The sequence below is a fragment of the Neptunitalea lumnitzerae genome (assembly GCF_027924185.1).
GTDB classification, from domain to species: domain Bacteria; phylum Bacteroidota; class Bacteroidia; order Flavobacteriales; family Flavobacteriaceae; genus Neptunitalea; species Neptunitalea lumnitzerae.
Genome location: NZ_BRVO01000001.1, coordinates 919,405 through 943,406, shown reverse-complemented (window position 1 = coordinate 943,406; position 24,002 = coordinate 919,405). Strand labels below are relative to the sequence as shown.

Annotated in this window: 22 protein-coding genes; 10 read left to right on the top strand and 12 right to left on the bottom strand. The window is 33.6% G+C overall.

The genetic code is table 11. From position 1 onward, the window contains the following. Positions 1 to 4 precede the first annotated feature (4 nt). The 5 genes from Y10_RS04190 to Y10_RS04170 all read left to right on the top strand — a co-directional run bounded on the left by Y10_RS04190 (position 5) and on the right by Y10_RS04170 (position 4,938). On the top strand, positions 5 to 1,462 hold the full coding sequence (locus tag Y10_RS04190; protein WP_281764111.1) for a M56 family metallopeptidase: 1,458 nt from the start codon (positions 5 to 7) through the stop codon (positions 1,460 to 1,462). A 20-nt stretch (positions 1,463 to 1,482) separates the two neighbouring features. Beyond that, positions 1,483 to 2,637 carry a M56 family metallopeptidase gene (locus tag Y10_RS04185; protein WP_281764110.1) on the top strand — a complete coding sequence of 385 codons (1,155 nt, stop codon included), beginning with the start codon at positions 1,483 to 1,485 and terminating at the stop codon, positions 2,635 to 2,637. Positions 2,638 to 2,737: 100 nt separating this feature from the next. Beyond that, on the top strand, positions 2,738 to 3,187 hold the full coding sequence (locus tag Y10_RS04180; protein WP_281764109.1) for an energy transducer TonB: 450 nt from the start codon (positions 2,738 to 2,740) through the stop codon (positions 3,185 to 3,187). Between the two features lie 96 nt (positions 3,188 to 3,283). After that, positions 3,284 to 4,411 carry a tetratricopeptide repeat protein gene (locus Y10_RS04175; RefSeq protein ID WP_281764108.1) on the top strand — a complete coding sequence of 376 codons (1,128 nt, stop codon included), beginning with the start codon at positions 3,284 to 3,286 and terminating at the stop codon, positions 4,409 to 4,411. 143 nt (positions 4,412 to 4,554) lie between these two features. Beyond that, positions 4,555 to 4,938, top strand: coding sequence for a hypothetical protein (locus Y10_RS04170; RefSeq protein WP_281764107.1), 384 nt, complete (start codon positions 4,555 to 4,557; stop codon positions 4,936 to 4,938). 53 nt (positions 4,939 to 4,991) lie between these two features. On the opposite strand, the gene Y10_RS04165 is transcribed toward Y10_RS04170, so the two are convergent. From Y10_RS04165 to Y10_RS04130, 8 genes are all read right to left on the bottom strand, one after another. Continuing rightward, complete coding sequence (locus tag Y10_RS04165; RefSeq protein ID WP_281764106.1) at positions 4,992 to 5,984, bottom strand: hypothetical protein; 993 nt, start codon at positions 5,982 to 5,984, stop codon at positions 4,992 to 4,994. Between the two features lie 25 nt (positions 5,985 to 6,009). Continuing rightward, complete coding sequence (locus Y10_RS04160; RefSeq protein WP_281764105.1) at positions 6,010 to 6,642, bottom strand: hypothetical protein; 633 nt, start codon at positions 6,640 to 6,642, stop codon at positions 6,010 to 6,012. Positions 6,643 to 6,691: 49 nt separating this feature from the next. After that, positions 6,692 to 7,690, bottom strand: coding sequence for a hypothetical protein (locus Y10_RS04155; RefSeq protein ID WP_281764104.1), 999 nt, complete (start codon positions 7,688 to 7,690; stop codon positions 6,692 to 6,694). Between the two features lie 57 nt (positions 7,691 to 7,747). Next, positions 7,748 to 8,920 carry an erythromycin esterase family protein gene (locus tag Y10_RS04150; RefSeq protein WP_281764103.1) on the bottom strand — a complete coding sequence of 391 codons (1,173 nt, stop codon included), beginning with the start codon at positions 8,918 to 8,920 and terminating at the stop codon, positions 7,748 to 7,750. A 196-nt stretch (positions 8,921 to 9,116) separates the two neighbouring features. Further along, positions 9,117 to 9,905, bottom strand: coding sequence for a DUF4382 domain-containing protein (locus Y10_RS04145; RefSeq protein WP_281764102.1), 789 nt, complete (start codon positions 9,903 to 9,905; stop codon positions 9,117 to 9,119). A 333-nt stretch (positions 9,906 to 10,238) separates the two neighbouring features. Continuing rightward, positions 10,239 to 10,733 carry a hypothetical protein gene (locus Y10_RS04140; RefSeq protein WP_281764101.1) on the bottom strand — a complete coding sequence of 165 codons (495 nt, stop codon included), beginning with the start codon at positions 10,731 to 10,733 and terminating at the stop codon, positions 10,239 to 10,241. A 122-nt stretch (positions 10,734 to 10,855) separates the two neighbouring features. Then, positions 10,856 to 11,257, bottom strand: coding sequence for a response regulator (locus tag Y10_RS04135; RefSeq protein ID WP_281764100.1), 402 nt, complete (start codon positions 11,255 to 11,257; stop codon positions 10,856 to 10,858). Next, entirely contained in the window at positions 11,257 to 12,750 is a 1,494-nt protein-coding gene (locus tag Y10_RS04130; protein WP_281764099.1) for a sensor histidine kinase, read from the bottom strand. The genes Y10_RS04135 and Y10_RS04130 overlap by 1 nt, the downstream gene beginning before the upstream one ends. Positions 12,751 to 13,289: 539 nt before the next feature. Here Y10_RS04130 and Y10_RS04125 point away from each other — a divergent pair. Then, the gene (locus Y10_RS04125) at positions 13,290 to 14,774 is read left to right on the top strand and encodes a cellulose synthase family protein (protein WP_281764098.1); all 1,485 of its coding nucleotides are present in this window, start codon (positions 13,290 to 13,292) and stop codon (positions 14,772 to 14,774) included. A gap of 58 nt (positions 14,775 to 14,832) precedes the next feature. On the opposite strand, the gene Y10_RS04120 is transcribed toward Y10_RS04125, so the two are convergent. The 3 genes from Y10_RS04120 to Y10_RS04110 all read right to left on the bottom strand — a co-directional run bounded on the left by Y10_RS04120 (position 14,833) and on the right by Y10_RS04110 (position 17,872). Then, the gene (locus Y10_RS04120) at positions 14,833 to 15,744 is read right to left on the bottom strand and encodes a geranylgeranylglycerol-phosphate geranylgeranyltransferase (RefSeq protein WP_281764097.1); all 912 of its coding nucleotides are present in this window, start codon (positions 15,742 to 15,744) and stop codon (positions 14,833 to 14,835) included. Positions 15,745 to 15,823: 79 nt separating this feature from the next. Continuing rightward, positions 15,824 to 16,762, bottom strand: a complete 939-nt coding sequence (locus Y10_RS04115; RefSeq protein WP_281764096.1) for a mevalonate kinase family protein — start codon at positions 16,760 to 16,762, stop codon at positions 15,824 to 15,826. A gap of 27 nt (positions 16,763 to 16,789) precedes the next feature. Continuing rightward, positions 16,790 to 17,872: a diphosphomevalonate/mevalonate 3,5-bisphosphate decarboxylase family protein gene (locus Y10_RS04110; RefSeq protein ID WP_281764095.1), complete on the bottom strand. Its 1,083-nt coding sequence runs from the start codon at positions 17,870 to 17,872 to the stop codon at positions 16,790 to 16,792. A 175-nt stretch (positions 17,873 to 18,047) separates the two neighbouring features. Here Y10_RS04110 and Y10_RS04105 point away from each other — a divergent pair, with 175 nt between their 5' ends. Together Y10_RS04105 and Y10_RS04100 are read left to right on the top strand one after the other, a co-directional pair. Continuing rightward, entirely contained in the window at positions 18,048 to 18,401 is a 354-nt protein-coding gene (locus Y10_RS04105; RefSeq protein ID WP_281764094.1) for a DUF4260 domain-containing protein, read from the top strand. Continuing rightward, positions 18,398 to 18,754 carry an MmcQ/YjbR family DNA-binding protein gene (locus Y10_RS04100; RefSeq protein WP_281764093.1) on the top strand — a complete coding sequence of 119 codons (357 nt, stop codon included), beginning with the start codon at positions 18,398 to 18,400 and terminating at the stop codon, positions 18,752 to 18,754. The genes Y10_RS04105 and Y10_RS04100 overlap by 4 nt, the downstream gene beginning before the upstream one ends. A gap of 236 nt (positions 18,755 to 18,990) precedes the next feature. Here the strand turns inward: Y10_RS04100 and Y10_RS04095 are convergent, their stop codons facing one another. Continuing rightward, on the bottom strand, positions 18,991 to 22,026 hold the full coding sequence (locus Y10_RS04095; protein WP_281764092.1) for a leucine--tRNA ligase: 3,036 nt from the start codon (positions 22,024 to 22,026) through the stop codon (positions 18,991 to 18,993). Between the two features lie 204 nt (positions 22,027 to 22,230). Here Y10_RS04095 and Y10_RS04090 point away from each other — a divergent pair, with 204 nt between their 5' ends. Then, entirely contained in the window at positions 22,231 to 23,025 is a 795-nt protein-coding gene (locus Y10_RS04090; RefSeq protein ID WP_281764091.1) for a patatin-like phospholipase family protein, read from the top strand. A gap of 116 nt (positions 23,026 to 23,141) precedes the next feature. Continuing rightward, the gene (locus Y10_RS04085) at positions 23,142 to 23,990 is read left to right on the top strand and encodes a patatin-like phospholipase family protein (RefSeq protein ID WP_281764090.1); all 849 of its coding nucleotides are present in this window, start codon (positions 23,142 to 23,144) and stop codon (positions 23,988 to 23,990) included. The last annotated feature ends 12 nt before the right edge of the window (positions 23,991 to 24,002 follow it).

Genomic DNA, 24,002 nt, shown 5'->3' with positions numbered 1-24,002 from the left:
CACTATGGTACAGTATCTCATACTTGCAGTAACCTGTCAGGCTTTATTCTTAGCTATTTATGATGTGTTTTTAAAGAAGGCTACCTTCTTTAATTATAACAGAGCATATGTATTACTTTCATCCCTAGTATCGTTACTGTTGCCTCTTTTACGTGTACCTACCTTTGAGAAACTGATACCTAAACAATATACCATACCCAGAATTTCCATTTACAACACAGATACTTTAATTAATTTAGAAGCAGTAACCGTTACTGCCCATACAAACACTGCTTGGTACGAGCAATTTCATTGGTCATTTTGGCTATTTGTTACAGGTTCAGCAATCAGTTTTATACTATTTCTCATAAAACTATACAAAATAGAATCTATAAGAAATAGAGGAAAGCACATACTACATGGCAATTACATAGAAGTAATTGTACCCAACTCTACAGTTGCCTTTTCTTTCTTTAATCTTATGTTTCTAGGAGATCAGCTAAAGGAAAAACAACATAGCCACATTCTTCTGCATGAAATGGTACATATACAGCAAAAGCATAGTTGGGACCTAGTGTACTTTGAGCTTTTAAAAATTGTCTTATGGTTCAACCCATTTATCTATATCTATCAAAAACGAATCACAGAGTTACACGAATATATTGCCGATGAAAAATCATCTACCAATGGCAAAAAACAACAATACCAACTGCTCTTAGCAGAGGCTTTTCAAACAGAAAACATTGCCTTTGTTAATCAGTTCTTCAATCATTCATTAATCAAAAAACGAATTATTATGTTACAAAAATCAAAATCGAGAAAAACGGCTTTACTAAAGTATTTAACCGTTGTGCCCTTATTAATTTTTATCACTGTCTATGTTTCTTCCTGTAACCAATATGAGTCATCCTCATTAGAAACACCTATCACAAATGCAAAGATTGAGTATTACGGCACTAATATTGACTACCATGTGGGTGACCTTAAAAACTTAACTGATGAAGAAAAAGCTACCCAACAAAAGCTCATAAACTCACTTTCTGAAGATGGTTACACTACATTAACACTCATTGATGACTTTAGTGCAAGAACGGTACTAGAACTAGAAGATAGTGGCGTAAGCACAAACGAACCAGATGTTCCTTTTACGGTAGTCTATAAAAAACCAATGTTTAAAGAATGTGAAAGTGCTGTAGATGCCTCTGAATGTTTTAAAGAAATGCTACATAAGCATGTGATGAACACCTTCCATTACCCAGAAGAAGCACTTGCTAAAAAAGTACAAGGAAGAGTTTATATCTTATTTAGAATTAATACCAAGGGTAAGGTAGAAGTATTAAGTAAAAGAGGCCCTGATAAATCATTAGAGGCTGAGGCTAGTAGAATTATAAAAAGCTTACCTACATTTATGCCTGCAGAAGATGAAAACGGAGATCCTGTAAATGTAACATTTGCATACCCTATAGTTTTTAAACTTTCTTAAAACAATAACTCATAAAAGATATGGCTAAGCACCTATTTTTAGCAGCAGTATTTCAGTTTTTATTAGTACTAGTATATGATGTATTATTAAAAAAACTCACTTTTTTTAAATACAACAGATGGTACTTGCTACTAACTCCTATATGTGCTTATCTTATTCCTTTTATAAAAGGCACTTGGTTCCTAAAATCCAACACATCAATGTTGATATTTCAGAGATTAGACCTCTTTACGTCTAACTCTGAAATATCAAATAAAGTGGTGGCAACTCAAACTGACAATTTATTAGTTGTTAAGTACATTATCATAACAGGAGTACTCATCAGTACGTTACTATTTGCAGTTAAAATAATTAAAATCTATAACTTAAAACGTAAAGGATATTTAAACAAAAATGAAACGTATACACTTATTACAGTAAACAACTCACGTATAGCCTTTTCTTTCTTTAACTATCTTTTTATAGGTAATGAAATAACAAAGCAAGAGCGCCAATATATAATAAGTCATGAATTGGTTCATATAAAACAAAAACACACCTATGACCTACTGTATTTTGAAATACAACGCATACTATTTTGGTTTAATCCCTTAGTGTATATATATCAAAAGCGTATTTCAGAGCTTCATGAATTTATAGCAGATAGCAGCTGTACTAATACTCACAGTACAGCACAATACAATACCATGCTACTTGAAGTTTTTCAAACATCAAACATCTCCATCATCAATCAATTTTATAATCAATCACTCATCAAAAAACGAATAGACATGTTACAAAAATCCAAATCAAAAAAAGTAGTGCTCTACAAGTACCTAAGTATTATACCATTACTAATAATTTGCGCACTAATAAACATAGCTTGTACTTCTAATTCAGAAGATACTTTACAGCTTGGCAACACCCTAACAGATGAGCAAATAAAAGCTAAAGCTCAAAATAATATGAAAGAGAAGTTAGCCTTAGGAAAATCGCCAGTGGAGCTCGTGTTAGAACATCAGTTTACTGAAAATGAAGAAAGAAAACTAAGCAAAGAAGAATTTTACGAGCTACAATTACTTTTTCAAGAAACTATAAAAAATTTTAAAGATAGTGACACCAAAGACAGTTTATTAAATAAGATAAACAATACCACTTACGAAGTCTACTTAAGCAGAAAAAACGAAGATTTTTAAGGAGAACAGTTAGTAGATTAAATGTTAAGAATTACAACTGGAAGCTCCTCTGATTACTATAAAATATTTATATTTAAAGAAAATTATTACAATGAACTATATGAAAAATACTTTCTTTGTTTGTTTTTTATGTATGCTATCTGGTATAGTAACAAAGGGAAATGCACAAGAAAACGCTACTATAGCACCAGTGCAATTAGAGCAAGCTTATAAATTACCCATGTTTGCTGACTGCAAAAAAGCTAAAGATGCCAAGGCCTGTTTAAGAAAGCAACTTGATGAACATACTATTAAAAATTTCAAATACCCTGCAGAAGCAAGAGATAATGGTATACAAGGTAGAATTGTTACTACCCTACTTTTTACTAAAGAGGGTAAGATAGTAATCAAAGCCGTTAAAGCTTTAGGTGCATCTAATAATCTTAAAATTTTAGAAGATAATACCAGAGCCATTTTTGAAAATCTTCCGGATGTTCAACCTGCAGAAGATAAAGATGGCAACCCCATAGATGTTGTACTAGATTATCCTATTGTATATAGGTTACACTAATATATACTCATATTACATATATAACACGTCTCTTATAAAACAAGGGTACCATTGCTATACACATAATTTTATAAATACCTACCATCATCAATCACCATGAAAGCACTTTATAACACACTCTTTCTGCTGCTATTTTTTCAGTTGCAAGCACAAACTAAAAAGGCAGATACGCTTTACCAAATGGGGAACTATTCAAAAGCTATTGAAGCCTATAGCATAGATAGCACCAAAGCATATAACCAACAAATGATAGCCAAAGCATATCATAATTTAGAAAATTATGAGAAAGCCAAAGAACATTATGAAATGGCAATTAAGATTGATAGCACCAGTAGCTTCCAGCAGTTTGAACTAGCTAAATTATATTACAAAACAAGTGATTATACGAAGGCCATAAATCTTTACAATAAACTAATAATAAAAGATTCACTAAACCCTACATTACATTACAACCTTGGCTTAGTCTATGAAAACACAAATCAAAAACCTTTAGCATATACGTACTATAAAAATGCCTATAGACTAGATACAAACTATTTAAAAGCTAGCTATAAACTTGCTGCAGCAGCGTTATTAAATCATCAGTACGATTATTGCTTGAAACTTATAAAGGAAGGTTTAGCCACAAACCCTAATAATTTAGATTTTATAAATCTTATGGCGGTGTATTATTATAATGAATCTGACTACTACAGAGCCATTCCTTATTTTGAAAAGCTCATAGACCACAACCAAACCTCTGCTACGATTTATAGACGATTGGGCATTTGCTATTACAAAGCTATTGAAATTGAAAAGGCTATTGACGCATTCACTAATCAAAAATACTTTGAACCTTATAACCCAGACATTCCATTTCAAATAGGAAAGTGCTATTTAAAACTTAATGAATATGAAAAAGCAGAAGAGCAACTGCTAGAAGCCATTACACTAAAATCGGTAACTTTTACAGAAGAATACAACTCCCTAGCGTTTGCTTACCAGCAACAAGAAAAATATAAAGAGGCTATTAAGTACTATGAACTTGTTTTAAAAGAAAACCCGGAAAATACCTTTATGTATTATAAAATTGCTGTTAATGCAGACAAGCTTTATACCAACCCTAAAAAAGTGCTTACCTACTATGAAAAAGCCAAGGAACATGTAGATATTCCTTATTTTTTAAACGGTATAGATAAAAGAATTAAAGAACTTAATGAGCAAATAGCTACTACAAGTAATTAGTTTAATCAAAAAAATCGTATTTTCGACACTATTGAAGGATTTGGATGAAGTTTCTTAGTGTCATACTATTAGTTTTAACATGCATTTCTTGCCAGTGGTCAAAAAAAGAGCCTATCTCTGAGAGCGAATTGGTAAAGAAAAAAATGGCAGAGATTAACATGAACGATGTTGATGTATATCCGCTATTTCAGGGTTGTGATGAAACAAGTACTAAAACCGCACAAAAAAATTGTTTTGAAGCCCATTTAGCTACTTACTTTTCAGAAATATTTAATACATCAGAAGTAACAGTTACAGAAGATATTACAGATACCATTTATGTATATTTTATTATAGATAATACAGGTAACATACAATTTCAAAAAGCTGCTAAGAGTACTCAAATCAATACTATGTTTCCTCAACTAGATAGTTTGCTAAAAGCAAAAACAGCTACACTGCCAACCGTTTACCCTGCGCAGAAAACAGGTATTAAAGTAGCTTCTAAATGCAAGCTACCTATTATTATTAATACTGTAAAAGAATAAAGGTAAATCACTTCGTTACTAAACCACGAAGCATTTTATTTTGAATTCCCCCCTTAAAGATCTTTAACCACTGGTATTATTTGGCTTGTAATTACGGGTACATTAACCCTTTGCAACATTGTTTCTTCTGTTTTTACAATGGCTACTACTTCTAAAGCTATATGTATACCATGTAAATTATCCGGGTTACTAATTACTAGATACTGTTTCTTAGCCTCTACATCCCTTACGGTTACTACCCCCGATTTATAATTCTCTCTGGAAGCATCCATGTCGTACGTATAATCTTCATCCTTAGAAAACAATTTTGCATTGCTTTCATCTAACAGATAAATATCACAAATTTCTGCACCAGGAGGGGCTGCCATACTTGCTATAGACGATTTTAAATCTTTATCTTCTTTAATATAACCACTTAAAGCTGCTACAAAATTGAAACTATTTAAAGTTTGTTTCACTTCATTTTCTTCTCTACTGGCTGTAAAAACATAATACCACTCTTGTGTATTGTCTGGCAAAATAATAGGCACTAAAACCTTATTTTTTCCCCCTTTTAAATATGCGTTACTTCTACTATTCAAATAAAACTTTTCGGTTTGAACGGTTTGCGCATCTAGTTTATCTATACGCTTCATTTGATTAGTGGAATAAGCATAGGTAGTATCCCTTACTAGGGTATGTTCTAACGTAACGGGGAACCCCGTAAAATTCTGAGAAAAAATATTCACATTAAATACAGCTTCCTTATCGTTAGGGTTTTTTAATTTTATTACATATACCCCACGTCTTGTAACAGTTATAATACGTTTGGTCTTTTTAAAATTATCCTCATGAAAAAAAGGCTTTTGCGGATATATGGTTACTTCCATATCTATTTTGCTTCCTTTTTCTCTTTCTAATTCTATCTGTATAGCATCTCCATCAGCACCAGGCACCTCATATACTTTTTCTTCATTAGCTAATAAGGTTATGGTTTCTTTATAGGTAGTTTGTGCAAAGCTTTGCATTACAAAACACAAACAAAATACTACTACTAATCTTATCATGTAAATACCTTTTGTTTTATAAGGTTTATTTTTCAACCTCTACTTCTTCTTCTGTCTTTGGTAGCACATCTTCTGGTAAAATTCTTCTATAAACACCCTCCATACCATCAATGTTTATTGCCAAAAACTTCCACTCTGCTAAGTTATCTGAAATGGCATATGCCTCTTTAGACAATTTCACCTCAAAGTTTTGGGTTTTCTTATTAAACTCTACTTTATCTGCTCCATATTGCTTTTTAAAAAAGGTTCTAATAGAGCCAAATTTAGCCTGACTTTTCTCTTTAGATTCCCCTTCTTTAGGTACATAAGGAATATCCTGATGTGTATCATACGTAATAATAGTATAATACTTACCCTCTACATTAATAGTATCACCTACCACAACATTCTCTGCTTTATACGTAGTAATAGGAAAATCTTCATTGTTATATATTTCATTCATCTTATCAACATATAACTCTTCCGAAATATACTCAAAGAACGCTGGTGTTATACTTGCTTTTGCCTTCTCATAGTCTCCACTTACTACAATACTATCATACGCTATAAAACCCTCCTTAACAATATCTTTATAATTCTTTTTTTCTTTTTCTTGAGCAACTCCTATTTGGGTTAAAAACAAAAACCCTACCAAAAAATATGTGAAACTTAACTTCATGAACTATGTATTTTAATTGCTAATGTAACTAAATTTAAAAATCTAACTTTTAGTTTGTTAGCTCTTTAACAAATTGATGCGATTTACGTGGCTTTAAATTTCCTTGAGATCTGTTAATAGCAGTATAGAACAAATACTTTTTATCTGCTGTAATACCTTTGCATATAGAATCTATTTGCGCATGTATTTTATCGTTCTCTAAACGTGCCTGTTCGGTGTCTTCTAAATCAATAGTAGTGATGTATTTTATCACCGGAAAATATCCTTCATAAACTCGCTTCTGACTAATATTAATAATTTTAGGCTTACTCTCAATAGTACTTAACTCCATTGGTAACCTATACTTTTTTGCTGCCTCTCTCAAGGTACTGGTATAGAATTTTTTTATTTCGGGAGCTAAGGTGTACTCCCAAGTACCTCCAGCAATTGGATAGGCAACATCTGAACTCAGTAACAAATTGTTTACCGCATCTACCAAATAACCTTTCTCTCTATTCTTCTTTGCCTCTTCATACCACTGGGTTGCGGTTTTACCTGCTACCGTATATTGTCCAAAACGTAACCTTGTAAGCTTCCATTCTCCTGCTACCTTAGCATACTCATTAGCAACCAAGTACTCATCTTTATCATTGGTAACCAGCAATAAAGAAATCACTTGTTCTTTGTAAGCGTTCGTATTTTTTAATGTAAAGGCATTAACACCACTTTGGGCTTTAATTACTAGCGTATCAAGCTCTTTATTAGAAATATAAAATCTATCAAACACCTTAAAATCATCTTGTAAACCTGCATATTGCACTCCTCTTATAAGCGTATCTATGATTCCATTTTGTATATCTTTATAATCAGCCGCTACAATTGGGTTTAACAACCCTTTTTCACCAGATAACAAACTTCCCATAACCTTATTATCTAACTTTTGAATGGTAGCAGTTAGCTCTTCTGGTATTTGCTTTTGCTGTGTTACTTCATTTTTACCATTGGTGCATGAAACCAAAAAAACAGTACTAGTAATAAGTAAAAAAAGATAGGGCTTTAGAAATTTCATTTGTCTTTATTTTTAAACGGGAAAAATTACTAATTTATTTTCATCTCTCTTATCTTTCTATTTACTTTTTGGTGTATGGTAGGATGTTGCCGTGCTATTTTTTACAAAAATAAAGGCATCGAACCATTTGGTTTCTCCTCTAATATTATCTAACCTTTCATTCACCGAAGCTCCTATAGCGTGCATCTTATTTATTTCGTCTGGCAACTGATTTTGTAATACAAACAATAGGTCTCCGTAAGCAGCCAAATACTTACCCAAATAATTATGTTTAGAATCTGGTATTGTACATACCCCAATTTGCCCTTTGTCTTTACCTGTTATTTTAACAGCTTGAAACGTTCCGGTATGAAACTCCATTCCAACAGTATAATAAGCATCTCCTAAAGCCTTTTTTAAATGATATCCAGCACTTCCTTTACTACCATCATTCTCATAAGAAACATGCGTATTATGTGCAAAAAACATAGCCTTTGTTTCCGGATATAATTGCTTATAAAAAAGGATGTTATTAGCCATACACTCATCTCTATACACAACCATTTTTCTTGCCTTGCCATTTCTAAAGTCTACTTCCAAATTTTGCAACGTAGCTTTTGCTAATATCTGTATTTCATTACCAGTATATGCTTTCTGTATCTCTTTAACAATAGGAACAATTTCAGCTTGCTTTTCATATACAATTCTAAATCCTTCTGTATAGGGTTGTAATTCGGCTTTAAGACCTCCATCTGGTATAAGCCTATACAACTGCTTAATATTTACATCTGCCATTTGCATATCTGCCCCTACAAAGTTTAATTGATGCTCTGGATGCTCCTCATTATAAGCTTTCATCCAATTTATAAGAGCTACCATTTCTTGGGTTAGCCAAGGGTATAAACGCACCTCATTGAGCGCTTGGGTTACCACATCATCTGCCCCGTGTATATAGTTATTAATGCGCATGCAACCACCATAATCTGCTTCTAAAATAAATGTATTAAAGCCATGTGTTGTTACCAGATACTTAAAAAAACGATGGCGCATTGTAGTAAATTCGCTTGTTCCATGGGTAGCCTCTCCAACGCCTATAATTGTTTTATCTTTTAAATAGACATCTAATTTCTTAAGGTCAGAAAAATTAGTCTCAGCAGGATTTATAGTTAACAAAGGAATAAAATTTGTGTCTTGAGAAAACACTAAAGTGCTTATAAAAAAAGCAAGTAAGAGAACTAGTTTATTGTACATTGGTTTTTTCTTACTAAGATAAACGTATGAGCATATACGTACATACCAAATACAGGTTTTAACAAGATTTTAAAATAGAACCCAGCTTAAGAGTAACCCCACAAAACATTAAATCTCGATTAATTATCAATCAAAAAAGCCCTATCTCCTTGAAGAGATAGGGCTTTTAAAAACTCAACTAAACTATACTAAATCTTTATAGCTCAAAGGTAACATCACTCACCGTTGATGTTTCTCCATTTACAACTACTATATCATCTACTATCATAATATCAAATCCTAAACCTAATTCTGGTGTAAAAGTTACTGTATAGGTTCCTTCAGGCACACCGTAAAGCGCATAATTTCCGTTTGCATCAACATAGCTAGAAACTACCGTAGTTCCATTTGTTGCCGTTACTAATACCGGGAAACTTGATGGTGCTACAATACTACCCATTATAATACCACTTTCTGCTGTAGCAGTAGCTCTTATTACTGGCTTTAGAGAATAGCCTCCATTACCTTGCTCTACAATAGACTCGTCTACATCAAAATCAAGAATATACTCATACTCATAACCAGCCTCTAAAGTTTCATTTAAGTTTAACTTTAATCCAGACTGCTGTGCACTTGGTGTAGCCAACTCATATGTTTGCCCATCAATCACCACCGTATTATCGTCTCCTAAAACCAATCTAATTTGGTTTATTGTACCCGCTGGTATCTCATCGTCTAACGCTAATTGAGCGTTTGTACCACCGGTAAGTTCCAATAAATTATAAATATTACTATTTACATTTAATGCAACCTCAGTATCTCCTGCATACTTTACTACTACTCCCTCAACTTCAACAAATACTGCGTCATAATCTCCAGGTGCATCTACCATTTTAACACTCATTTTGGCAGTTCCACTTTCTACTCTATCATCGTCATTATCACTACATGACCCCAAGGTGCACACACCAGCAATTAAAAGCGCAAATAATTTTATTCTTTTCATAGCAATTCAAATTTTATTTGATGCTAGAATACTAAGAAAATTAAGCACTTACACAGTTCTTAACGTTTATTAACCTTTGTTTTAACAAATATAAAATGATTCTCTACAAGGTGAAACATAGACAAAAACGTTATACGTAACTGTTTATAAGCTATTTACAAATACACAATTGCTCAGAACAAAATTAAAATCGCGGAAATGATTTTATGAAATGAAAAAACAAAAAAAAAGAATTTCCAGAAACCTCTAACACATGTAAGTTACTCATAAGTTAAGGCTGTAGATTCCCGGAAATTCTAATAACTAAACTATTTATAATATAATCCTCAAGTACTAATTTGCATCGGCAATTCTTACCGTAATCGTTGTAGTAGGTATTTCCAATTCATTTCCAGAATACGGTACTACTTCTTCTTTTGTATTTTGCTCTAACCCCTCAGCAATTACCATGTAATCATCTACAAGGTTATCGTTATCATCAAACAGCAAAAATAATTTTTTAAGACTCGCTGCATTCTCCCCTAATTCAAACACTACTACATATACATTAGCGTTGTTTAAATCGGCTGTCACTTTATAATTTACAGTATCAAATGAAGTAATTTGATTTTTAATCTTAGCTAAATCTGTAGCATAAGCCCCAGAAACGCCATTGGTAAAATATTTATTAAAATCTGTAGTGCTATCTGCACTCACTATATCGTTTGCGAAATTCACACAAGTTTCAGTAAAACGTTTTCGTTCCGGACTAAACATTGCATCTTTATCTACAACTTCTTGTCCAAATGTAACAAACGACACTAAAAATAATAATAGAAAACTTCTCATATCTTCAAACAATTAAAACCACTAGGGGTTTATAATTTCTCAATAATCTTTCTTATAATTGGCAATTTATAATTTTTACACTTTAAATCCTACTAAAACCTCAATTTTATTCACTATAAAATTTAACCTCCCTGAAACGCTTCTAAAAGCTCCATTAATTTATCGGTGGTTATAGGCTTAACAATGTAATTAGTTATCATCGAGTAGTTTTCAGACCGTTTCATATCAGCAGGGTCAATAGAAGACGATACCAAGTAAATAGTAATAAACTTAGGCAATTCTAAATTGTTCAATCTATCTAAAAAGCACCAACCATCTAATATAGGCATATTCAAATCCAACATAATTATTTCAGGTATTGCCAACCCATCGTTAATCCGTTTTGCAAACCCATCAATAGCCTCCTGCCCATTATGATAAACCACTACATCATCACAAAAGCCAACCAACTCCATAAGCCTTTTCGTTCCGAAAACAAAAATCGGATCGTCATCTATGATACATGCCAGATTAATTTTTTTCATTAAATTTTAAAATATACTTTAAACGTTGCGCCGCTATCAGGTTTACTTTCAACCGTAATTTTTCCTTGCATTGCTTCTACCTGATTCTTGGTTAAAAACAATCCTACCCCTCTACTGTTCTTGTTTCTATGAAAAGTCTTGTACATTCCAAACAATTGTTTTCCATGCATTTCTAAATCTAAACCAAGGCCATTATCGGCAACTGCCAATACAAGATACTCATCTTCTTTCTCTGTATATATTTTTATTTCAGGTGGTCTCTTATCCGATCTATACTTTATGGCGTTACTTAAAAGATTCAAAAGAATACTATCTAAATATGCAGGAATAAAATTCACATATTCATTTCCACTTACAACCACCTCTACATTACATTTAGTCTCTAAGATAGAGGCTGTAAGTACATTAACAGTTTTGTCAATATAAAATCTCAAATTAAGACTTTCTATATTATCGGCACTACTAGTGTGCACAGACACCACTTCTTGCAAATGAGCTATGGTTTCTGATAACTCCCCAATGGCTTTACCTAAATATGGCATCATTTCGTTGCTGTAAATTTCAGGATACTGTTGTTGTATCAAATCCATTAGCATAGATAAGTTACCTGAATGCGATCTTAAATTATGCGAAACTATATGCGCAAAGTTTAGCAATCTCTTATTTTGGTCTGCGGTTACATTTAATAACGACTGTAATTTTTGGGTAGCCTCTATACGTTTACTAATATTGGTAATTTGAACTAAGAAGTACAATGGTTCTCCTACCTCATCTTTAATTACCGAAACAGAAAGCATTGCATAAATAGTGGTCCCTGCCTTATCTACATAGCGCTTCTCTACATTGTAGTGCTTTAGTTCTCCTGATAGTAAATCTTTAAACGAACTATTACTGGTTTCCAAATCATCTGGATGCGTAATATCTCTAAAGGTAAATTTCAGCAACTCATTAGCCGTATAACCCAATAAATTAATCATACTATTATTTACAAGCACAAACTGAGCTTGTAAATTACTTATTGCCATACATGTAGAAGCTTCGTAAAAAGTTTTCTTAAAAAACTCCTTTTGCTTTCTATCAATATTCTCTAATATAACCTCTTGTGAGATATCTTGGATAAGGCCATAAACTCTAACACAAATTCCGTTTTCAAAAACTGGTATACCAACAGTACGCACCCATTTCTGCTTACCAGATTGGGTGGTTAATACTACCCGCACATCGTACCTGTCATTATTAGAAATAGCCGTATGAAATTTTTCTCTTAGCAACGCTAACTGATCGTCTTTATAAAACTGAAAAGCCTCTTCTATGGTACATTTAAAGCTTTCAGAAACTTCATGTATTTCGCGTGTTTCTTTACTCCACAGTAGCTTACGCTCTACTAAATCAACATCCCAACTACCCATGAGTGAGCCTGTTGCATCTATAGAAATGCCATCTATAAGCCGTGAAAAATCCAACGAGCTATAAGTTTTCTCTTCATTTTCCATTCAACTAGGTTAAGAATTTTAGCAAGGGTAAAATTGAGGGGGCTTTCAATTTATTTCCAAAATAAACATTTTTTTTTGACTATTATTCTTTTCCCATTGTTTTTACGCATGGGACTTACAAAGTGACATTTAAAACGCTGGTAAACTTATGTAGACTAACATATTTATAACTTAAAAACATCTTACTTACCTTAAACTGTTTAAACATTTTAATGGAAATAGATACATTTAACTACTAATTGGCTACAATTTCTATAAAATTTATAAGGTTAAATTCTCATTTAGTGAGATTCTGAAATTGATACTATTTTTACGTTATTACTAAAATTAATGCCCTTATACTTCTAATTTATTCTTGTAGATTAAAAATCTTAAAATATTCTTAAAATATTAAGAAAGATATCTCATAAACTTCACGTAAACAGTAGCTGACATTGTATTTTGTTTATAAAGAATTAACCTCAGAAATTACTATGATAGGCAAAAGATGCTATATTTGCAACTAACAAACCTATTTATAACAGATAACTCTTCAGTAAATGAATTTAGCTATTTCCTACATTATTATTGCTATTTACTGTGTGTCTTTATTACTAATATTTTCATACAGTTTAGCTCAGCTAAATCTGCTTTTTAATTACCTTGGTTTTAAAAAGAAGACAGACGAAGCCCCAAAATTTAATTTACTTGATCCTAAAGAAATACCAATGGTAACTATTCAGTTACCGCTATACAATGAAAAATATGTTGTAGAGCGTTTATTGGAGAATATTTCTAAAATTGAGTATCCTTTAAACAAACTTGAAATTCAAGTACTAGATGACTCTACAGACGAATCTGTTGAGGAAACAGCTGTACTGATAGCAGCGCTACAGGAAAAAGGCATAGATATTCAACACATACGAAGAACCAACAGACAAGGCTTTAAAGCGGGTGCTTTAAAAGAAGGTTTGGAAATTGCTAAAGGTGAGTTTATAGCTATTTTTGACGCTGACTTTTTACCAGATAGTGATTGGTTAAAGAAAACTGTTATTTACTTTAAAGACCCTGAAATAGGTGTGGTACAAACACGTTGGGGACATATTAATAGAGATTACTCGATACTTACAAGAATACAAGCTTTTGCCTTAGATGCTCACTTTACCTTAGAACAGGTGGGTAGAAACTCTAAAGGACACTTTATTAACTTTAATGGTACCGCAGGTATCTGGAGAAAACAATGTATTCTTGATGCTGGTAACTGGGAAGGTGACACCCTTACAGAAGACCTTGATTTAAGCTATAGAGCGCAGCTTAAAAACTGGAAGTTTAAATATTTAGAGGATGTTGAAACGCCTGCTGAATTACCGGTTGTTATTAGTGCTGCAAGATCACAGCAATTTAGATGGAACAAAGGTGGAGCAGAAAACTTTAGAAAAACTGCTACACGTGTTTTAGCTTCTGACACTATAGATTTCAAAACCAAGTGTCACGGTATTTTACACTTATTAAACAGCTCTATGTTTTTATTTGTATTTATTGTAGCTGTATTAAGTATCCCTATGCTTTACATTAAAAACTCATTTGGGCACTTAAGCTGGGTATTTGAAGTTACTAGTTTCTTTATTGCTAGTACCATTATTTTATTTGTTTGCTATTGGTTTACCTATAAAAGTATACAGGGTAGTGGCTTTGACAGCTTTGTATCCTATGTAAAACTGTTCTTTACATTTTTCTCGGTAGCATTAGGTTTTTCGCTGCACAACTCAGTAGCTGTTATTCAAGGCCACATGGGTAAAAGAAGTGAATTTGTAAGAACTCCTAAGTTCAACATCAACAACTTAAAAGACACCTGGAAAGGAAATAAATATATTAACACTAAATTATCACCAAACATGATTTTAGAAGGTGTTTTAATGTGCTATTTCTTATTTGGTATGTACAGTGCAACTCAGTTAAACGACTTTGGTATGTTCCCATTCCACTTTATGTTGTTTTCTGGTTTCGCTTTTGTATTCTGGAACTCATTAACTTCTAAAGCATAAAGCAGAAGTTAACTCACAATATAAAAAGCCCTTTCAGTAGAAAGGGCTTTTATTTTTTTTAGAATATACGGTTAATAACCAGTGAAGTATCTATAAGTAATATACTAAACACTCCGCTTACAATTATAAATTTTAAAATATTGTGTAGTAACAGATAACCTCTTTTGTCTTTTGCTTTCCATAAATACAACATAAACAGAATAAGCATTACCATAGCAAAATAAAAATAATACTCCATTTTACCAATGTTATAAAAGGTTATAAGCAAGGTACTAGGCAACAAAGTAAGTATGGTAGTAATACTTATAATAAACTTAGAGGTGCGCTCTCCATACTTTACAGGTATGGTTTTATAATCGTTTAGCAAATCTCCGGTAAGGTTCTCCAAGTCTTTTACAAATTCTCTTAGCAAAATGAGCAAAAACAAAAAAGTTGCATGTAAGAAGATGGCAGAATCAAAATGATTGTAATGCACAAATACAGCAAAAAATGGTATAATAGACAAGGTTGCAGAAATCATATTACCTACAACTATTACCTTTTTTAATCTATGGGAATACAGCCAAATCCAAAATATAAATAACGAAAAGAAAACTACCGATCTAAACGACACGTAACTTGCCGCAAAAATGGACATAAAGTTAAATAGAAAATACACAGATAACTGCGTGTTTTGTTTTACCAACCTATCTATCTTAGATTTAAGCGGTTTATTAATAATATCTTTTTCGGCATCGTAGAAATTATTAATTATGTACCCGCCAGCAATTGCAAGGGCCGATGCCGTTACAATCATAAATAAATATGGGTCTAATAATACATCCTTTACCGTTAAATAATCAGGGGCAAGTATAAATATAGAAGCCAAGTATTGGGCTAACGTAATAACAAGTATATTATAGCCTCTAATAACAGAAAATAAACTTAATAGTTTTAAAACCGCCATTTTACGAGGACTACGGGTAGCCATATACTATTCTATATTTAATTAGGATGAAACAATACAACAGCAATTACTACTGCAAGGCAAGCTTTTTGAAGCAAGTTAATTAAAAGTTGTAGATAACTTTTAGCTCGTGCCCGTCTAAAGCTTTCTGTGCTTTCTCAAAGTCTTCTGTAAATCCTAAAATATAACCTCCTCCTCCAGAGCCACAAAGCTTCAGATAATAATCGTTTGTTTCTATACCTTTTTGCCAAAGCTCATGAAAACTTGCAGGAATCATTGGTTTAAAGTTATCTAAAACAACATGAGAAAGTTTTTTAATATTCTGGAACAACGACTTTACATTCCCTTTCAAAAAGTCATCTATACAAGCATCTGTATGAAGTACAAACTGATCTTTCACCATTTTACGGAAACCATCTTGCTTCATATTCTCCATGAATATTTGCACTAGCGGAGCCGTTTCACTGGTTACTCCACTATCTAATAAAAACACCGCACCTTTACCATCTACCTTTTGAGAAGGAATGCCAGCAGGTTCTATATGATCTTTAGAATTGATAAGAATTGGAATGCTTAAATAGCTATTTAGCGGATCTAAACCACTAGATTTTCCATGGAAATAACATTCCATTTCAGAAAAAATAGCTTTCAACTCCAACAACTTTTCTCTCGTAAGATTTTCAAGTACTGTAATTTTGTTATGCGCATATTGGTCGTAAATAGCAGCTACTAAAGCACCACTACTTCCTACACCATACCCTTGTGGTATGGTACTATCAAAATACATACCTTCAGCTATATCTTTTTTCAAAGCTTCCAAATCAAACGATACCAAATGAGGTTGCTCAATTTGTAGTTTTTCTAAATATTGCGCATACGCTAACAAGTTAGCATTTGATTTTTGAGCAGTTTCAGAGGTATTACCATCATTCTTCAAAGCTCCGTTATAAAAGTTATATGGCACCAACAATCCTTTAGAATCCTTGATCATACCATACTCGCCAAATAAAATAATCTTAGAATAAAATAATGGTCCTTTCATAATGTCCCTCTTTATAGCAACGTTTGTTTAGAGTTTTACAGCTCCTTTACCAACTTGATCACAAATATAGTGCTGATTTTCACAATATTGTACTAATTCGCTCTTAATAAACTCCAAAACTTGTTCTTTCTCGTTTTCAGGGTATAATAAGTGCACATTAGCACCTGCATCTAACGTAAAGCAAAGATGCAATTTTGTAGCGGCTCTAAACTCCCAAATTTTGTTAATTATTGATAGTGTGTTTGGCTTCATTAAAATAAAATAAGGCAAACTTGTCATCATCATAGCATGCAGCGTTAACGCTTCACTCTCTACCAATCTTATAAAGCCTTTTAAATCTCCCTTTTTAAGAATGCTTTTTAAAGCAGCTATGTTCTTTTCTGCTTGTTTAAAACGTTTTTTAGCAAATGGGTGGTAGTGCATTAAATCGTGCCCTACAGTACTACTCACTTCTTTCTCCCCTTTGTCTACAAGCAAAATTGTATCCTGAAATGTTTTAAACACATCATCTAATTTATGAGGGTAGTTGATAGCATATTCAGGAGTGCTTCCTTTAATATCTTCATTCTCTCCCCATAACATCATAGGCCCTTCAATACTTCTACAAGCACTACCAGACCCCAACCTTGCTATAAATGATGCTTTTCTTCTAAAAAAGTCATCAGTCATATCTGGTTGTAATTCTTTTTCCATACTCATTAAACATAATGATAATGCGCTCATACCACTTGCAGAAGAAGCAATACCACTACTATGCGGAAAAGAATTAGACGTTTCAATAGTAAACTCATACTCCTTTAAAAATAAGAAGTACCCATCTACGTTTTCAAAAAACTTTTTAATTTTAGGTTCAAAGCTTTTTTTGCGCTCTCCCTCAAACATTACTTTAAACTCAAACTCTTTAGAACGTTTTTCTAAAGGTTTGTAATACAATGTAGTGGTAGTTGCACACGCATCTAATGTAAAACTAATAGATGTGTTGGCAGGAAGTTGCACAGGCTTTTTACCCCAGTACTTTACCAAGGCAATATTACTAGGAGCTTTCCAGGTAACACTACCTTCTATGCTCGTTTTAGGGTATTTAGAAGGTGTAAATTGTTTCTTAGACATTCTAGAGTTTTAAATTGTCTTTGACTAAAACAAATATACACGGTTTCTTTGAATAACCTTCTGTTTAACCTGCTAATTTTATTTATCCTAAGACTTCCTACTAAACCATTATTATTATTGCTACGTTTTGTAACTTTTTAGCCTTTACATTACTAATACTCTCAAACACAACCTTATGAAAACTACTTTACGGTTAGAAGAACTGGCTATGCTATTAGGTGCTACTTATTTATTTTACCAGCAAGACCTTCATTTTGCATGGTTTTTTCTTCTCATATTAACTCCTGATATTGGCATGATTGGCTACTTGATAAATGATAAAATAGGCGCCTTCAGCTATAATATTTTTCACCATAAAGGTTTAGCATTAGCTATGTATGCTATGGGCTGGTATATTAGTAATGATATATTACTCATTATAGGTATTATACTCTTTGCACATGCCTCACTAGACAGAATATTTGGGTACGGACTAAAATATGAGAAAGGTTTTAAATTTACGCACTTAGGAAAATTAGGAAACGAATGAATATAGAACAGTTATATACTTTTTGTCTTGAAATGAAAGGTGTAACCGAGTCTTTCCCTTTTGATAATGATACGCTGGTTTTTAAAGTTGCCGGTAAAATGTTTTGTCTTACCTCGCTTAAAAACTGGGAAGGTGGAGAACCTACACTTAACTTAAAGTGCCAACCGGAAAAATCTGCAATCTTACGACAAGATTATGAAGGCATAGTACCTGGGTTTCATATGAACAAAAAACATTGGAACACAGTTTATACCACTAAAGATGTAGATGAAAAACTACTGAAAGAATTAATTAAACATTCGTATACCGAAGTAATAAAAAGCTTACCAAAAAAAATTCGGGCAACGTTATAAAAACACCTTTCCTCCGATTTTTACGCACTTCGTCGTAATTTTTAGGCAAGAAAACACCTATAAACTACATTAGATTCCAGGTGAGCAACCTAAGAATAGTTTTTCAGGTTTTAACACCCCCAAGCTTAAATTAAGACCAATTCATTTTGGTCTTTTTTAAATAGCAAAAAAAACAAAAAGCACACAAGTAAGTTAGGCATTACCGTGTGCTTTTTTTGTTTTTGTACTGCAAGGCTTTACCCCACAATATTTATAATTTTACCAGGAACAACAATTACTTTTTTAGGTGTTCTACCTGCCAATTGTTGTTGGGTACGTTCTTCTTCTAATACTATTTTCTCTATTTCTTCTTTTGTAAGATCTAAAGGCAACTCTAATTTAAAACGCATTTTACCATTAAAGGAAACCGGATATTCTTTACTGCTTTCTACTAAGTACTTCTCTTCAAATTTAGGATAATCAACCGTAGCAATAGAATCCTCGTTCCCTAAACCTGCCCAAAGCTCTTCTGCTATGTGTGGCGCATACGGAGAAACTAATACTGCCAACGGCTCTAAAATAGCTCTATGGTTACATTTTAGCTTTCCAAGTTCGTTTACACAAATCATAAATTGTGATACCGAAGTATTAAAAGAGAAATTCTTAATATCCTCTGTTGCTTTTTTAATGGTTTGGTGTAATACTTTGTACATTTCTTTAGTAGGCGCTGCATCAGAAATACTAAAACCTTCATCAGTGGTATACAAACGCCATAGTTTTTTAAGGAAGCCGGAAACCCCTGTCATACCCGCAGTATTCCAAGGTTTAGCTTGCTCTAATGGCCCTAAAAACATTTCGTATAAACGTAAGGTATCTGCACCATATTCTGCACAAATATCATCTGGGTTTACTACATTGTACTTAGACTTCGACATTTTTTCTACCTCACGCCCAACAATATACTTACCATCTTCTAAAATAAACTCAGCATCTTTAAATTCAGACCTCCATTGTCTAAACAATTCAATATCTAGCTCATTTGAAGAGTTTACCATATTAACATCTACATGCAATAAATGATATTCAGCCAAGACAACTAAGTCTAGACCTACAATATCAAAACCTTTCTCCACCAATATACTCAACAAATCTTGTTTCCATTGAATAATACACTTGTTCTCATTCCACGCTATCTTGTTTGTTTTATATTCTTCAACTAATGAATCAGATATATATATCTTATTATCAATAACTTTGTGACAATATTCATCAATTACGTCATAAACTTTTTGCATATCATTAATCAACCCTATCTCCCTAATTGGCTCAAAAGATATACTAGCGCGACAAACAAAAGCACTAGTTCCCAAAATCATCCCTTGGTTAATTAGCTTTTTAGCATATTCGTCTACCGGCACAACTCCTTTATCAAACAAGAATTTTTGCCAGAAACGTGAGTATAATAAGTGCCCCGTAGCATGCTCACTACCACCAATATATAAATCTACATCTTTCCAGTAGTTCAATGCTTCTTGCGATGCAAATGCCTCGGTGTTACCAGCGTCCATATAACGGTTAAAATACCAACTACTACCAGCCCAACCCGGCATGGTATTAAGCTCTAAAGGAAATACCGTTTCATGGTCTATTTTATCATTTGCCACTACTTCATTATTTACGGTATCCCAAGCCCAAACAGTAGCATTGCCTAATGGTGGCTCCCCTGTTTCGGTTGGTAAATACTTTTCTACCTCTGGCAATTTAATTGGTAAATGCGCATCGGCAATCATTTGCGGCATTCCATTTACGTAATACACAGGAAAAGGCTCTCCCCAGTAACGCTGTCTGCTAAATACAGCATCACGTAAACGATAGTTTACTTTTGCTTCACCAGCACCTATAGCCTCTAATTGCTCAATAGCTTTTTTAACACCTTCTTTATATCCTAATCCGTTTAAGAAATCAGATGCTACCAACTCAAAACCTTCTTTGGCTGCAAATGCCTCCTCAGAAATATCTTGATTAAAAATATTCTTAATTTCTGGCATTCCGTTAGTACCTTTAAAATGGTTAGCAAACGCATAATCACGCTCATCACCACAAGGTACTGCCATTACAGCTCCGGTACCATAGCCTGCTAACACATAGTCTCCAATCCAAATAGGAATTGGCTCTTTACTAAACGGATGCTCTGCATACGCCCCTGTAAACACCCCAGAAATGGTTTTTACATCAGCCATACGCTCACGCTCACTACGTTTTGCAGTTGCTTCTATATAAGCTGCTACCTCAGCTTTTTGCTCATCGGTAGTTATTTGTGCAACCAAATCGTGCTCTGGCGCCAACGTCATAAACGTTACTCCAAAAATAGTATCAGGTCTGGTGGTAAAAACCTCAATGGTAGCATCGCTTTCTTTTACATTAAAAGTTACACTTGCCCCAACCGATTTACCTATCCAGTTACGCTGACTCTCTTTTAAAGATTCTGTCCAGTCTATTCTATTTAACCCTTCTAACAAACGCTCTGCATAGGCAGAAATACGCATACTCCATTGGGTCATTTTTTTACGAACTACCGGATGTCCTCCTCGTTCAGAAACTCCATTTACAATCTCATCATTAGCTAACACCGTACCTAGTGCCGGACACCAGTTTACTTCAGTTTCTGCTAAATAGGTAAGTCTGTATTGTAATAATATTTTTTGTTGTTCTTCACTTGTAAATTCATTCCATTCAGCTGCTGTAAAAGGCACAATAGCATCATCGCAAACTGCATTTACAGTTGCATTTCCTTCTTTTTCAAAAATCGCTTTTAAGGTTGAAATATCTTCTGCTTTATCAGCATCTTTATTGTACCAAGAGTTGAACAACTGAATAAATATCCACTGTGTCCATTTGTAATACTCAGGATTAGACGTACGCACCTCACGACTCCAATCAAAAGAGAACCCAATTTTATCTAATTGCTCACGGTATCTTTTAATATTTGTTTCGGTGGTAATAGCCGGGTGCTGACCAGTTTGTATAGCATACTGCTCTGCTGGTAGTCCAAATGAATCATATCCTTGTGGATGCAACACATTAAAACCTTGATGACGCTTATAACGCGCTACAATATCGGAAGCTATATACCCCAGTGGGTGCCCAACGTGTAACCCTGCCCCAGATGGGTAAGGAAACATATCTAACACATAATATTTTGGTTTTTCACTATTGTTAGAAGCCTTAAAGGTTTGGTTTTCACTCCAATATTGTTGCCATTTTGCTTCAATGTCATTCGGATTGTAATTCATTACTTTCTATTTAACTAATTACCTGAATTTGCTTTTAAAAATCGGTTTCAAAGGTAATTATAAAAGTTAAGTTAACAAGTCTATTACATACATGTATACAGATAAAAAACCAGCTATTTATACAATGAAGTGAGTACGTTATTCGTTTATTATTGTACATTTATATTTATCAAACCAACATAACACTAACTTTTTACCACTTACATGACGCACCAGAACATAGGATTGGTACTTTCAGGCGGAGGTGTGAGAGCACTTGCCCATGCCGGATTTATAAAAGCATTATTAGAACACCAAATTAAACCCACGCACCTTTCGGGCACTAGCGGAGGTGCACTTATTGCCACCTTATACGCTACTGGGTACCACCCAGACGAAATGCTTGCCTTTTTTAAAGAAACACCGCTATTTAGCTTTTCTTTAGTTGCTTTAAAAAAACCAGGCCTAATTGATAGCGAAAAATACGATCGGCTTTTTAGAAAGTTTTTTCATACAGATACTTTTGAAGCACTAAAAATACCTACCACCATAGCAGTTACCAATATTACCAGCGGAAAACTAGAATATTTTAACAAAGGCGAACTGATAAAACCTTTAGTTGCCTCTGCTGCCTTACCTCCGTATTTTTCTCCTGTAGAAATGAATGGCGAACTCTATGCCGATGGTGGAATGTTGAACAACTTTCCTACGGAGCCTTTAGAGTCTTGTTGCGATGTTACTTTAGGAAGCTTTGTAAACCCCGTAGGCAGAATTGAAAAACAAGACATCAACTCAACCTTAAAACTACTACAGCGCGTATATCATATTAGTATGGACGCTAATTATTACGAGAAGTTTCAAAAATGTCAATACGTTTTCATGGCTCCCAACATCCATAAAGTTGGTATACTAGATGTAAAGATGTTAGACAAAGCTTTTCAAATAGGCTATGAACACGCACAAGCTGAAATAGGTATTATAAAAAAGATTATTGAAGGCCACCAACCCAAACATTTATAAGCCTTTCTAACACAAAGACTAGCTAATTTGCAACTGCCTCAACATACAAATTTTGCCTTTTAATTAACAGATTTTCAAGGGGTACTTACTCTGCAATATTGTATTTTTGACTTTATATGGCATTCTTTAATATATTCAATAAGAAAAAAGAAACTGCTCCTGAAAACAAACTAGGTTTAGTACTTTCTGGAGGAGGAATACGTGCTTTGGCACACGCTGGGCTATTACAAGCCTTGGAAGAACGCGGCATACAACCAGATTGTATTGCAGGCACCAGCGGTGGTGCTCTAATAGCGGCACTCTATGCTTCTGGGTATAAGCCAAAAGAAATGATGAACTTTTTTAAAGATACGCCTGTTTTTAGCTTTTCTTTATTTGCCTTAAACAAGCCAGGATTGGTAGATAGTGAAAAATACCAAGTACTGTTTGAAAAGTTTTTTACCAAAACTACTTTTGAAGAGTTAAACATACCTATTACGGTTACTGCTACCAACTTAAATACAGGTAAGTTGGAGTTTTTTGATTCTGGAGATTTAATAAAACCTTTGTTAGCTTCTTGTGCCTTACCACCATATTTTTCTCCGGTAAAAATTAATGACCACTTATATTCAGACGGAGGTTTGTTAAACAATTTCCCATACGAACCGCTTTGCGATACTTGCCAATACACCTTGGGCAGTTTTGTGAATCCGGTTGCAGAAGTAGAAAACAAAGACATCAACAACACCTTTAAACTGCTTCAACGTGTAATAACCATTAGTATGGATGCCAATTACTACCATCAGTTTAACGAATGCCACTATGTATTTTTACCACCTGAAATTTATACTGTAGGTATTTTAGATGTAAAAATGCTAGACCGTGCTTTTGAAATTGGTTATGAACACGCTATAAAAGAAATGCCTACAATCTTAAAAATTTTAGGCGAAGAAACAGAACTATTAGAAAAAGCTAAGCAGCCCTAAGGCTGCTTTTAT

What these genes read in the sequence shown, in the direction of transcription:
- Y10_RS04110 (WP_281764095.1), bottom strand. Translation starts at nt 17,872, where the DNA reads ATGTCTAAGAAACAATTTACACCTTCTAAATACCCTAAAACGAGCATA.
- Y10_RS04100 (WP_281764093.1), top strand. Translation starts at nt 18,398, where the DNA reads ATGAATATAGAACAGTTATATACTTTTTGTCTTGAAATGAAAGGTGTA.
- Y10_RS04165 (WP_281764106.1), bottom strand. Translation starts at nt 5,984, where the DNA reads ATGATAAGATTAGTAGTAGTATTTTGTTTGTGTTTTGTAATGCAAAGC.
- Y10_RS04175 (WP_281764108.1), top strand. Translation starts at nt 3,284, where the DNA reads ATGAAAGCACTTTATAACACACTCTTTCTGCTGCTATTTTTTCAGTTG.
- Y10_RS04160 (WP_281764105.1), bottom strand. Translation starts at nt 6,642, where the DNA reads ATGAAGTTAAGTTTCACATATTTTTTGGTAGGGTTTTTGTTTTTAACC.
- Y10_RS04085 (WP_281764090.1), top strand. Translation starts at nt 23,142, where the DNA reads ATGGCATTCTTTAATATATTCAATAAGAAAAAAGAAACTGCTCCTGAA.
- Y10_RS04135 (WP_281764100.1), bottom strand. Translation starts at nt 11,257, where the DNA reads ATGAAAAAAATTAATCTGGCATGTATCATAGATGACGATCCGATTTTT.
- Y10_RS04180 (WP_281764109.1), top strand. Translation starts at nt 2,738, where the DNA reads ATGAAAAATACTTTCTTTGTTTGTTTTTTATGTATGCTATCTGGTATA.
- Y10_RS04150 (WP_281764103.1), bottom strand. Translation starts at nt 8,920, where the DNA reads ATGTACAATAAACTAGTTCTCTTACTTGCTTTTTTTATAAGCACTTTA.
- Y10_RS04185 (WP_281764110.1), top strand. Translation starts at nt 1,483, where the DNA reads ATGGCTAAGCACCTATTTTTAGCAGCAGTATTTCAGTTTTTATTAGTA.
- Y10_RS04095 (WP_281764092.1), bottom strand. Translation starts at nt 22,026, where the DNA reads ATGAATTACAATCCGAATGACATTGAAGCAAAATGGCAACAATATTGG.
- Y10_RS04140 (WP_281764101.1), bottom strand. Translation starts at nt 10,733, where the DNA reads ATGAGAAGTTTTCTATTATTATTTTTAGTGTCGTTTGTTACATTTGGA.
- Y10_RS04120 (WP_281764097.1), bottom strand. Translation starts at nt 15,744, where the DNA reads ATGGCTACCCGTAGTCCTCGTAAAATGGCGGTTTTAAAACTATTAAGT.
- Y10_RS04090 (WP_281764091.1), top strand. Translation starts at nt 22,231, where the DNA reads ATGACGCACCAGAACATAGGATTGGTACTTTCAGGCGGAGGTGTGAGA.
- Y10_RS04170 (WP_281764107.1), top strand. Translation starts at nt 4,555, where the DNA reads ATGGCAGAGATTAACATGAACGATGTTGATGTATATCCGCTATTTCAG.
- Y10_RS04125 (WP_281764098.1), top strand. Translation starts at nt 13,290, where the DNA reads ATGAATTTAGCTATTTCCTACATTATTATTGCTATTTACTGTGTGTCT.
- Y10_RS04145 (WP_281764102.1), bottom strand. Translation starts at nt 9,905, where the DNA reads ATGAAAAGAATAAAATTATTTGCGCTTTTAATTGCTGGTGTGTGCACC.
- Y10_RS04190 (WP_281764111.1), top strand. Translation starts at nt 5, where the DNA reads ATGGTACAGTATCTCATACTTGCAGTAACCTGTCAGGCTTTATTCTTA.
- Y10_RS04155 (WP_281764104.1), bottom strand. Translation starts at nt 7,690, where the DNA reads ATGAAATTTCTAAAGCCCTATCTTTTTTTACTTATTACTAGTACTGTT.
- Y10_RS04130 (WP_281764099.1), bottom strand. Translation starts at nt 12,750, where the DNA reads ATGGAAAATGAAGAGAAAACTTATAGCTCGTTGGATTTTTCACGGCTT.
- Y10_RS04115 (WP_281764096.1), bottom strand. Translation starts at nt 16,762, where the DNA reads ATGAAAGGACCATTATTTTATTCTAAGATTATTTTATTTGGCGAGTAT.
- Y10_RS04105 (WP_281764094.1), top strand. Translation starts at nt 18,048, where the DNA reads ATGAAAACTACTTTACGGTTAGAAGAACTGGCTATGCTATTAGGTGCT.